The organism is Streptomyces sp. S6 (assembly GCF_054880855.1).
Genome location: NZ_JBTYMC010000228.1, coordinates 1 through 10,813, shown reverse-complemented (window position 1 = coordinate 10,813; position 10,813 = coordinate 1). Strand labels below are relative to the sequence as shown.

Here is a 10,813-nt window from a genome sequence, read left to right as displayed (position 1 = left end):
CGGCGTCGCCGCCGGCAACGGCGTCATCGGCGCCTGCATCGGCAATCCGGCTCCGACGGCCGCCGCCATCGGAGCCGGGGCGCCGGCCGCGAGGGCCTGAGCGGCAAGTCCCTGCATGCCGGCGCCGTTCGTGACCAGCCGGTCGACCGCGGCCGTACCGGAGCTGTAGCCCACCGCGGGGGCCAGCTCGGGTACGGGATTCCCCTTACGGGTCCCGTAGAGCACCTGTTCCATCCCGGACACCAGACGGCGCACATCCACCTGGGGGCGCACCACGAGCCGCAGGAAGCGGCTGGAGGAGCCGATCTTGTTGCCGCACTCCCGGACCAGGATCCGGTGCTCGGTCAGCAGCCGGTCCCGGACCACCGTCCCCTCGGCTCCCACCGGAAGACGGACGAACAGGAAGTTCCCCTGCGAGGGGTAGACCGTCAGACCCGGCAGCGCGGAGAGCTGACTCGCCATCTCCAGCCGGTCCTTGCGCACCTGCAACAGGCTCTGCGCGTACTCAGGACCGTGGTCCTTCAGCATGAACACCACGTGCTCGGCGAAGGAGTTGAGGTTCCACTTCGGCAGCATCGAGCGGATCCTGCCCGCCAGCGAGGGGTTCGCGACGAGGTAGCCGAACCGGACGCCGTGCAGCCCGAAGTTCTTGCCGAGGCTGCGCAGGACGACGACGTTGGGTCGCAGCATGGCCTCCTGGACGACGCTGGGTTCCTGCTCGGCGTCCGCGAACTCCAGGAACGACTCGTCGATGACGACGAGGTCGAGGCCGGCCATCGAGTCCATGAACTGCACCAGCGCCTGCCGGTGCTGGAAGCCGCCGTCGGGGTTGTTGGGGTTGCAGATCACCGCGACCCTGCTGCCCCGGGAGCGGATGAACTCCGCGTACTGGGCGAGGTCCAGGACGAAACCGTTGGCCTCCTGGAGCGGGAACATGTCGACCCGCTTGCCGGTCTCCATCGGCTGGTCGGTCCACCGGCCGAACGTCGGCACCGGCACCGCGAGCGACTCGCGGACCAGCAAGTGGTCGATCCAGGTGATGAGTTCGGTGGAGCCGTTGCCCATCGCCACGGCCTGCGGCGGGAGTTGGAGGAGGTTGCACAGCTCGGACGTGATCGTCTCGGCGCTGCTCGGGTAGTACGTGATGATGTCGCGGAACCGGGCCGCCATGTCGTCGAACATCGCGGGCGTCGGGAAGTAGGGGTTGCACGGGATACAGAAGTCGACCGGGCCGGTGCCCTCCCCGCCCTCCCGCGTCAGCGCCGCCATCGACGGGCTGTGCGCCGTCGCGCTGCGGAACAACGAGGTGACGTTGTCGGCCATGGAACCTCCGTAGTGGGCGGGCCCGTGCGAGAAAGCACGGGCCGCCCCTACATACGGAGACCGCGTCGGCGCTGTTCACCCACTGAGAAATCGGTAAGAAGTTGTGAGTCTTCAGCGGGCAACGTCCGTATGGCTAAAGCCTGTTCGACGGATCCGGGCTCACCGCGCGCTGAACGAGTGCACCGTACGCGTCCGGTACACCTGCCCCGGACGCAGCGTCGTCGACGGGAACTTGGGCTGGTTCGGCGCGTCCGGGAAGTGCTGCGTCTCCAGGCAGAGCGCGTCGCCCTGGCGGTAGGTGTGGCCGCCGGTGCCGGTCAGGGTGCCGTCCAGGAAGTTGCCGGAGTAGAACTGGAGCCCCGGCTGGTCGGTGGCGATCTTCAGCGTGCGGCCCGACTTCGGGTCGCGCAGCGTCGCGACGTGCACCGGCTTCGCGGTGATCCCCTTGTCCAGCACCCAGTTGTGGTCGAACCCCTTGGCGAGGATCTGCTGGGCGTGGCCGGCGCGGATGTCACGGCCGACGGTCTTGGTCTTGCGGAAGTCGAAGGGGGTGCCCGCGACCTTGGCCAGCTCACCCGTGGGGATGAGGCCGGAGTCGGTCGGGGTGTAGCGGGAGGCGGCGATCGTCAGCTCGTGGTTCTCGATCGTGCCGCTGCCCTCACCCGCGAGGTTCCAGTACACGTGGCTCGTGAGGTTGACGACGGTGGCCTTGTCGGTGGTGGCCTCGTAGTCGATGATCCACTCGCCGTGCTTGGTGAGCGTGTACGTCACCTTCGTCTTCAACGTGCCCGGGTAGCCCATCTCACCGTCGACGCTCGTGTAGTACAGGCGCAGGCCGACGTCCGTGCCCTTCACGAACGGCTCGACGTTCCAGACGTGCTTGTCGAAGCCCTTGGCGCCGCCGTGCAGGCTGTTCACGCCGTCGTTGACGGACAGCTGGTACTTCTTGCCGTCCAGGGTGAACTGGCCCTTGTCGATGCGGTTGCCGTAGCGCCCGATCAGCGCGCCGAAGTAGGGGGACTTGGCGACGTAGTCCTCGATGGTGGCGAACCCGGCGGAGACGTTCGTGTAGTGGCCGTGCCGGTCCGGGGTCTCCAGGGAGTGCACGATGCCGCCGTAGGACAGGACCTGGAGCCTCGTGCCGCCGTTGGCCAGCGACCACACGTACACCTTCGTGCCGTCGGCGAGCTTGCCGAACAGCTTCTTCGTCGGCGTCCGGCCGCCCCCGGCCGTACCCGTACCCGTAGTACCCGTGCTCGCCTCAGCCGTTCCGCCGAGGGTGGTCGCGGCGAGACCCGCCGCGGCGGCGCCCGCGATGACCGTGCGTCTGTTCAGTTCCATTCTGCGGCTCCCCTTAAGGGTGGGGCCCCACCCCTTAGGGGTGAGGCCCGGAGATGGTTAAGAACCGGACTTGCGCTTGTTCCACACGTCGAACCCGACCGCCGCCAGCAGGGCGAGGCCCTTGATGACCTGTTGCCAGTCGGTGCCGACACTGAGGAGGTTCATGCCGTTGTTCAGCACACCGAGGACGAGACCACCGATGATCGCGCCGAGGACGGTACCCACACCGCCGCTCATGGACGCGCCACCGATGAACGAGGAGGCGATCGCCTCCAGTTCGAAGCTCAGACCCGCCTTCGGCGAGGCCGCGTTCAGACGGGCGGCGACCACCAGACCCGCCAGGGCCGCGAGCACGCCCATGTTCAGGAAGACAAGGAAGGTGACCTTCTTGTCCTTGACGCCGGACAGCTTCGCCGCCGGGAGGTTGCCGCCGATCGCGTAGATGTGGCGGCCGAAGACCGAGTTGCGCATCAGGTAGCCGTAACCGACCACCAGCACACCGAGGATGAGCAGGATGTTCGGCGCACCCTTGTAGCTGGCCAGCAGCATCGTGACGGAGAGGATCGCCGCGGAGATCGCGGCCAGCTTCAGCAGGAACAGGTTGCGCGGCACGACGTCGAGCGAGAACTCCTGCTGGCGCTTCCTGTCCCGGACCTCCTGGAGGACCGTGAAGGCGATCAGCGCGAACCCCAACAGCAGCGTGATGTTGTGGTAGTTGGTGTCAGGACCGACCTCGGGCAGGAACCCGTTGCCCATCTTCTGGAGCCCGTCGGGGAACGGGCCGAGGGTCTGGCCCTCCAGCAGGATCTCCGTGACCCCGCGGAAGAGCAGCATCCCCGCCAGGGTCACGATGAACGACGGTATGCCGAAGTAGGCGATGAGGAAGCCCTGTACGGCGCCGGCGACCGCCCCGATGACCAGGCACAGCACCAGCGCGACCGGCCAGGACACACCGTGCTGCACGGTCAGCACGGCCGCGAAGGCACCGACGAACGCCGTGATCGACCCCACCGACAGGTCGATGTGCCCGGCGATGATGACCAGCATCATCCCGATCGCCAGGATCAGGATGTAGCTGTTCTGCAACACCAGGTTGGAGACGTTGCGCGGCAGCAGCAGGTCGCCGTTGGTCCAGATCTGGAACAGCACGACGATCAGGCCGAGCGCGATCAGCATGCCGTACTGGCGCATGTTGCGGCGCAGGCCGTTCAGCACCAACTGGAGCAGATTGCCGCCCGCTTGGGAACCCCCGCCCTTGCCGGGCGGCGCCGCTGCCGGGCTCTTGTCGGTCACGTCGGTGCTCATCGCGTTACCTCTTTGTCCTTCGTCATCTGACGCATCAGCACTTCCTGCGTGGCCTCGGCCCGCGGGAACTCACCCGTGAGCCGCCCTGCGGCCATGGTGTAGATGCGGTCGCACATGCCGAGCAGTTCGGGCAGCTCGGAGGAGATGAAGACGACCGCCTTGCCCTGGGCCGCCAACTGGTCGATGACCGTGTAGATCTCGTACTTGGCGCCCACGTCGATACCGCGCGTGGGCTCGTCCAGGATCAGCACCTCGGGACCCGCGAAGATCCACTTGCTGAGGACGACCTTCTGCTGGTTGCCGCCGGACAACTTGCCCACCGGCTCGAACACCGTCGGCGCCTTGATGTTCATCGACTTGCGGTAGCCCTCGGAGACCCGCTGCTCCTCGTGCTCGTCGACGATCCCGCGCTTCGCGACCTTGCTCAGCGCGGTCAGCGAGATGTTGCGGTTGATGGTGTCGATCAGGTTCAGCCCGTAGTGCTTGCGGTCCTCGGTGACGTACGCGATGCCGTGCTCGACCGCCTCGGAGACCGTCCTGGTGCGGATCTCCTTGCCGTCCTTGAGGACCGTGCCACCGGAGTAACGCCCGTACGTACGGCCGAAGACGCTCATCGCCAGCTCGGTACGGCCGGCGCCCATCAGGCCGGCGATACCGACGATCTCCCCGCGCCGCACGTGAAGTGACACATCGTCAACCACCTTGCGGTGCTGGTCGATCGGGTGCCCGACCGTCCAGCCCTTGATCTCCAGGGCCGGCGCGTCGCCCACCTCCCCGTCGTACGCGCTGCGTTCGGGGAAGCGGTGGTCGAGGTCCCGGCCGACCATGCCGTTGATGATCCGGTCCTCGGTGGTCTCCGGCGCCTTCACGTCCAGCGTCTCGATGGACCGGCCGTCGCGGATGATCGTCACCGAGTCGGCGACCTTGCGGATCTCGTTGAGCTTGTGGGAGATGATGATCGAGGTGATGCCCTGGTTCTTCAACTCCAGGATGAGATCGAGGAGTTTGTCGCTGTCCTCGTCGTTGAGCGCCGCAGTCGGCTCGTCGAGGATCAGCAGCTTCACCTTCTTGGAGAGCGCCTTCGCGATCTCCACCAGCTGCTGCTTGCCGACGCCGATGTCGGCGACCCGGGTGTCCGGGTGGTCCGTGAGGCCCACCCGGCGCAGCAACTCGGTGCCGTGCCGCAGGGTTTCACGCCAGTCGATGAACCCGCCCCGGGCATGCTCGTTGCCGAGGAAGATGTTCTCCGCCAGCGAGAGGTACGGCGACAGCGCCAGTTCCTGGTGGATGATGACGATGCCGCGGTGCTCGCTCGCCCGGATGTCCCTGAACTCGCAGGTCTCACCCTCGAAGAGGATGTCCCCCTCGTAACTCCCGTGCGGATGAACGCCGGAGAGCACCTTCATCAAGGTCGACTTGCCGGCGCCGTTCTCCCCGCAGATGGCGTGGACCTCGCCCTGACGGACCGTCAGTGTGACGTCCGAGAGCGCTTTGACACCGGGAAAGGTCTTGACGATCGAGCGCATTTCCAGGACGGGTCCCGCCATGGTCGTGCCTTCCAATCCTTAGGAGCCGACGCCTACTTGAGCTTGTCCGCCGGGTAGTAGCCGCTCTGCACGAGCTCCTTCTCCCAGTTGGTCTTGTCGACGCTGACCGGCTTCAGCAGGTACGCGGGGACGACCTTCGTGCGGTTGTCGTAGGACTTGGTGTCGTTGATCTCCGGCTTCTTGCCGTTCAGTTCGGCGTCGACCATGTCGGTGGCGACCTGGGCGAGCTTGCGCAGGTCCTTGAAGACGGTCATCGACTGCTGGCCCGCGATGATCGACTTCACCGACGCGATCTCGGCGTCCTGGCCGGTGATGACCGGCAGCGGCTTCGCGGCGGAGCCGTAACCGTCGGAGCGCAGCGCGGCGATGATGCCGATCGAGATGCCGTCGTACGGCGAGAGCACCGCGTCGACCCGGCCCGAGGTGTACGTCGAGGTGAGGATGTCCTCCATGCGGCGCTGGGCCGTCGCGCCGTCCCAGCGAAGCGTGGTGACCTTGGTCAGCTCGGTCTGGCCGGACTTGACCACCAGCTTCTTCGAGTCGATGTACGGCTTGAGCACGCTCATCGCGCCGTTGAAGAAGTACCGGGTGTTGTTGTCGTCGTTCGAGCCGGCGAACAGCTCGATGTTGAAGGGGCCCTTGCCGCCCGCGAGGCCCAACTTGTCGACGAGGTACTGGCCCTGGAGCTGGCCGACCTTCTCGTTGTCGAACGACGCGTAGTAGTCGACGTTCTTCGTGCCGAGGATCAGGCGGTCGTAGGAGATGACCGGGATCTTCGCGTCGGCGGCCTGCTGGAGCACGTTGTTCAGCGACTTGTTGTCGATCGCGGCGATGATCAGCGCCTTCGCGCCCTGCGCGATGAGGGTCTCGATCTGCGAGACCTGCTGGTCCGGCTTGTCCTCGCCGTAGACCAGCTTCGTCTTGTAGCCCTTGGCCTGGAGGTCCTTCTCGACGTTCGCGCCGTCGGCGATCCACCGCTCGGACGACTTGGTCGGCATCGCGATACCGACCAGGGCGCCCTTGGTGTCCCCGGTCTTCTCGTCACTGCCGCCCTCGCTGCTCTGGCCGCAGGCGGACAGGGTCAGGGCGAGGGAGGCGGCGCCGGCTATGGCGGCGAACGCGGCTCTGCGGTTGCGCATGGTGATCAATCCTTGTTTCTCGTCGTTGAGAGACCGGCGTCCCCGTCAGGCGCCGGGTCGTGCAAGCGGTTGTGCGTCTGCTCAGTCCCCGGTCGGGAAGCGGTTGAGCGTTCCCGGCAGCCGGGAGCCGAGCGGCGCCATGTCGCCGTCCGCGCCGTGCCGGGCGAGCAGGTCCAGGGCGAGCCGGCCGCGCCGCACCCGCTCCCGGGCGGTGTTCAGCGTGATGTCCCGCAGATGGTTGCCCCAGGGATAGATCGAAGGAGCCTTGGACAGACCGAACTTGAGGTACAGCGGTGCGCCGCGCCGGATCAGCTCGGCCACCTCGTACATCCGGATGTAACCGCCGAGATCGTCGGGGGCCTCGATGTACATGTCCATAGGTGCGCCCGACACCCGCCGGATCTCGGTGAGGTGATCCAGCGTCAGATCGCTGGGCACGTTCACCGAGTCGGCGCCGAGCCGCTCGTAGACCGCGTAGGCCGCCGGGTTGACCGGGCCGATCAGCGCGGACACCTTGAGCGTCGTGTCGGCCGGGATGATGCCCGCCTCGCGGGCGCGGTGCAGCGTCCACAGCACGCCCTCGTCGGCGACGAGCAGGCACTTGACGCCCAACTCCGTTGCCCGGACGGCGTCTTCGACACACCCGGCCACCGCGTCGTGGCCCCGGGCGCGCAGGCCGCCGCCGCGCGAGTCGGTGCGTGTCGAGCCGCCGATGTCCCAGGTGCCGCGCGGGCCGGTGAACAGGCAGAGCTCGATGTCGCGTTCGGCGGTCGCCTCGACCATCTCGGTGATCTCGGCGTCGGAGAGCATCCACACGCCGCTGCCCTGGCTGATCCGGTGGATCGGGACGTCGAGGCGGGAGGCCTCCTTCAGGATGACGGCCAGCGCTTCGGGACCCTCGCAGGAAGGGACCTCGGTGCGCCAGCGGCCACCGCCCGGGAAGGAGTGGGCGGAGGCGTCGGCGGGGTCGAGGGCGGGCGCACCCAGGCCGAGCGCGGTGAGCACGGGCTCACCGGGACGACGGGCTGCCGGAACGGAAGCGTCGGTCACAAGCTTTCCTTCGTTGTCCTGGATGTTCGGTATTTCGGACGAGGTTCGCGGCTCGGGGTACGGGGTGACGCGGTCCTGCCTGAGACCTACTGGGTGTACGCCGGTACGGAGACCAACAGATCGCCCCCGTACCGGCGTACGACTGGGGAGCTACGGCTTCAGCAGGACCTTGCCGACCTTCGGATCCCCGGAGCCGACCAGCTCGATCGCCTCGGAGAACTCCGCGAGCGGCAGCTCGTGGGTGACCAGCGGCAGCGGATCGAGGAGCCCGGCACCGAACACCCGCACCGTGTGCGACCAGGCGTCCGGCGGCGCCCCGAAGACGGTGTGCACCTCCAGCTGCCGTACGACGAGGTCGGTCGGGTCGAGCCCGTCCGCCCCCGCCGCCGGGATCCCGGTCAGCACCAGCCGCCCTCCGCGCCTCAGCAGCGAGGCCGCGGTACGCGCCGCCGACGCCGAACCGGCCGTCTCGATGACGACGTCGAAGTCGTCCGGCAGCTCCTGGTCCCTGGTCCGGAAGTCGCTCGCGCCGAACTGCCGCGACAGCGCCTCCCGGTCCCCGCGCGTCCCCACGACGAGCAGCTCGGCCGGCGAGCCCGCCTTCAGGAACTGAACGGCGAACATCCCGAGCGTCCCGGTCCCGACGACCGCCACCCGCTCACCCGGCAGCGCGTTCGCCTTGATCGCGGCGGCCGCGATGCAGGCGGCCGGCTCAAGGAGCGCGGCGGCGGTCAGGTCCGCGTCGTCCGGCAGGACGTGCAGCAACCGCGCGGGCAGCGTCAGCGTCGTCGCCATCGCGCCGGGCTGCGTGAACCCGGTCTCCTCGTAGCCGTCCGTGCACAGCGTGGTCTCCCCGGCGTGACACCGGTCGCACACCTGGCAGTTGCGGAAGCCCTCCCCGACGACCTTGCGGCCTACGAGAGTTGAAGGCACCCCGGCACCGACGGCCTGGACCGTCCCGGACCACTCGTGCCCCGGCGTGAGGGGGTAACGGACGTACCCCTCGGGCCGGTTGCCCTGGTACACCTCGCGGTCGCTGCCGCAGATGCCGGTCGCGTGGACCCGCACCAGCGCCTCGCCGGCCGCGGGTTCGCGCGGGGTGTGCGGCTCCACCCGGTGCTCGCCGGGCGCCTGGACGACAACCTGCGTGCTCACTTCGCGCCCTTCGGCTTGCGCTGCTCCCAGCCCTCGGCCCAGAGGTCGAACCGGGCCTGCTGCTGCGGGAATTCGGCCGCCGCGTCCGCGTCGAACTCGACGCCGAGACCGGGTTTGTCCGACAGGTGGAAGTACCCGTCGATCACCTCGGGCGCACCCTTGACGATCTTCTTGATCTCCGCGTCCGCGAAGTCGTTGAAGTGCTCCAGGATCTTGAAGTTCGGGGAGGTGAACCCGACTTGGAGCGAGGCGGCGGTCAGGACGGGCCCGCCGACGTTGTGCGGGGCGACCAGGACGTAGTGGGTCTCGGCGGTCGCCGCGAGCTTGCGGGTCTCCCAGATGCCGCCGATGTGGCCGACGTCCGGCTGGATGATGTCGACGGCCTGGCTCTCGAACAGCTCGCGGAACTCGATGCGGTCGTGGATGCGTTCACCGGTCGCGACCGGGATGTCGACCTTCTCCGCGACCTTTTCGAGAGCTTTCAGGTTCTCCGGCGGGCACGGCTCCTCCAGCCACGCGGGCTTGAAGGGCGCGAGCTCCTTGGCGAGCCGTACGGCGGTGGACGGCGAGAACCGGCCGTGCATCTCCAGCATCAACTCGGCGTCGGGGCCGATCGCGTCGCGCACGGCCTCGATCAACGAGACGGCGTACAGGGTCTGCTGGTGGTCCAGCTCGAAGTGGCCGGTGCCGAACGGGTCGATCTTGAGCGCCTTGTACCCGCGCTCCATCACGCCCTGCGCGGCCTTGTGGTACGCCTCAGGGGTCCGCTCGGTCGTGTACCAGCCGTTGGCGTACGCCTTGACCTTGTCGGTCACCTTGCCGCCGAGCAGCTGCCAGACGGGGACGCCGAGGGCCTTGCCCTTGATGTCCCAGCAGGCCATCTCGACGACCGCGATGCCCGACATCACGATCTCGCCGGCCCGCCCGTAGTCCCCGTACTTCATCCGGTGTACGAGGTCTTCCACCGAGAACGGGTCGGAGCCGAGAATGTGGTTTGCCTCGGCCTCGCGCAGGTAACCGATCAGTGCGTCGGTGTGGCCCAGCATCCGGGTCTCGCCGACTCCGGTGATCCCTTCGTCAGTGTGCACTTGCACGTAGGTCAGGTTGCGCCATGGCGTCCCGACCACGTGTGTGCTGATTCCGGTGATACGCACGGAAGTTACCCTTCAGCTGTTCGAGATTTCGTCACACGTTCGAAATGCTGGCGTGACAGTAAGGACGGCGTGAGGGGAGTGTCAATGGGGCGAACGCATAACGGTTTCGACAGTTTCGATCGCGCCGGACGGGTTTCGATCGCCTGTTCCCACGAAACCTCCACACACTCCTCTAGGAACTCCACGTGTCGGGAACCTAGTCTTCCCGCGTCATGGACTACTGCCACTCCTGCCGACGCCATCTGAACGGCGCACTCGTCTGCCCTGGCTGCGGCGCCTCCGCCGAGTCCCTACGCGCGTATTCCGCGGGCCACGGGGAGCAGGGGGATGTGGCTCAGGAGTCGTACGGGGCGATACCCGAGACCTACGGGACCCCCTCCGGGCCCTACGAGGCGCAGTCCGACGGCTACCCGGTGCGACCCGAGTCGTACGGGTACCACCCGGGTCAAGAATCGGTCATGAACCCGGTTCCGACCCCACCCGCACCCGCGCCGGGGGCCTCTGCGACGTCCGGGGACGACGACGCCGGCGCCGACGACGAGGACGCGCACCCGGCGTCCGGAGCGAGCCGTCGCGATCGCAAGGCGTCCGCGCACCGAAGACGCCGCCGCCGTGCCGCGCTGATCGCGGCCGGCGTGATCCTCCTGACGGGCGGAGTGGGCCTCGCGGAACTCGGCACGGACGCCCCCGGCTCCTCCTCCGGCAACCCCGCGGCGGCGGGCGGCGAGAGCCGTTGGACGTGTCGGGGGCTGAAGTGCGGTTCGCGCTGCGGCCGTTCCAGATCCTCACCCTGCGGCTC

General features: G+C 67.9%; 9 protein-coding genes. 1 reads left to right on the top strand and 8 read right to left on the bottom strand.

Annotation, left to right across the window (positions count from 1 at the left end):
• From ACVNF4_RS25665 to ACVNF4_RS25630, 8 genes are all read right to left on the bottom strand, one after another.
• On the bottom strand, nt 1-1,323 hold a 1,323-nt coding region (locus tag ACVNF4_RS25665), incomplete at its 3' end, for a pyridoxal phosphate-dependent aminotransferase (RefSeq protein ID WP_461805241.1).
• A 159-nt stretch (nt 1,324-1,482) separates the two neighbouring features.
• Nucleotides 1,483-2,664 (bottom strand): aldose epimerase family protein, encoded by a 1,182-nt coding sequence (locus ACVNF4_RS25660; protein WP_461805240.1) that lies wholly within the window; start codon nt 2,662-2,664, stop codon nt 1,483-1,485.
• A 57-nt stretch (nt 2,665-2,721) separates the two neighbouring features.
• The gene (gene mmsB, locus ACVNF4_RS25655) at nt 2,722-3,969 is read right to left on the bottom strand and encodes a multiple monosaccharide ABC transporter permease (protein WP_461805239.1); all 1,248 of its coding nucleotides are present in this window, start codon (nt 3,967-3,969) and stop codon (nt 2,722-2,724) included.
• Nucleotides 3,966-5,516, bottom strand: coding sequence for a multiple monosaccharide ABC transporter ATP-binding protein (gene mmsA / locus ACVNF4_RS25650; RefSeq protein ID WP_461805238.1), 1,551 nt, complete (start codon nt 5,514-5,516; stop codon nt 3,966-3,968). The genes mmsB and mmsA overlap by 4 nt, the downstream gene beginning before the upstream one ends.
• A gap of 32 nt (nt 5,517-5,548) precedes the next feature.
• On the bottom strand, nt 5,549-6,655 hold the full coding sequence (gene chvE / locus ACVNF4_RS25645; RefSeq protein WP_461805237.1) for a multiple monosaccharide ABC transporter substrate-binding protein: 1,107 nt from the start codon (nt 6,653-6,655) through the stop codon (nt 5,549-5,551).
• Nucleotides 6,656-6,736: 81 nt separating this feature from the next.
• The gene (locus ACVNF4_RS25640) at nt 6,737-7,705 is read right to left on the bottom strand and encodes a hypothetical protein (RefSeq protein WP_461805236.1); all 969 of its coding nucleotides are present in this window, start codon (nt 7,703-7,705) and stop codon (nt 6,737-6,739) included.
• Nucleotides 7,706-7,855: 150 nt separating this feature from the next.
• Complete coding sequence (locus tag ACVNF4_RS25635) at nt 7,856-8,860, bottom strand: zinc-dependent alcohol dehydrogenase (RefSeq protein WP_461805235.1); 1,005 nt, start codon at nt 8,858-8,860, stop codon at nt 7,856-7,858.
• Entirely contained in the window at nt 8,857-10,014 is a 1,158-nt protein-coding gene (locus tag ACVNF4_RS25630) for a mandelate racemase/muconate lactonizing enzyme family protein (protein WP_461805234.1), read from the bottom strand. Before ACVNF4_RS25630 ends, ACVNF4_RS25635 begins: the two co-directional genes overlap by 4 nt.
• A 212-nt stretch (nt 10,015-10,226) precedes the next feature.
• Here ACVNF4_RS25630 and ACVNF4_RS25625 point away from each other — a divergent pair.
• On the top strand, nt 10,227-10,813 hold a 587-nt coding region (locus ACVNF4_RS25625), incomplete at its 3' end, for an SCO2400 family protein (protein ID WP_461805233.1).

Bases quoted from the DNA above. Each gene is read 5' to 3' on its own strand.
- ACVNF4_RS25660 (WP_461805240.1), bottom strand. From the start codon at position 2,664: ATGGAACTGAACAGACGCACGGTCATCGCGGGCGCCGCCGCGGCGGGT.
- mmsB (WP_461805239.1), bottom strand. From the start codon at position 3,969: ATGAGCACCGACGTGACCGACAAGAGCCCGGCAGCGGCGCCGCCCGGC.
- mmsA (WP_461805238.1), bottom strand. From the start codon at position 5,516: ATGGCGGGACCCGTCCTGGAAATGCGCTCGATCGTCAAGACCTTTCCC.
- chvE (WP_461805237.1), bottom strand. From the start codon at position 6,655: ATGCGCAACCGCAGAGCCGCGTTCGCCGCCATAGCCGGCGCCGCCTCC.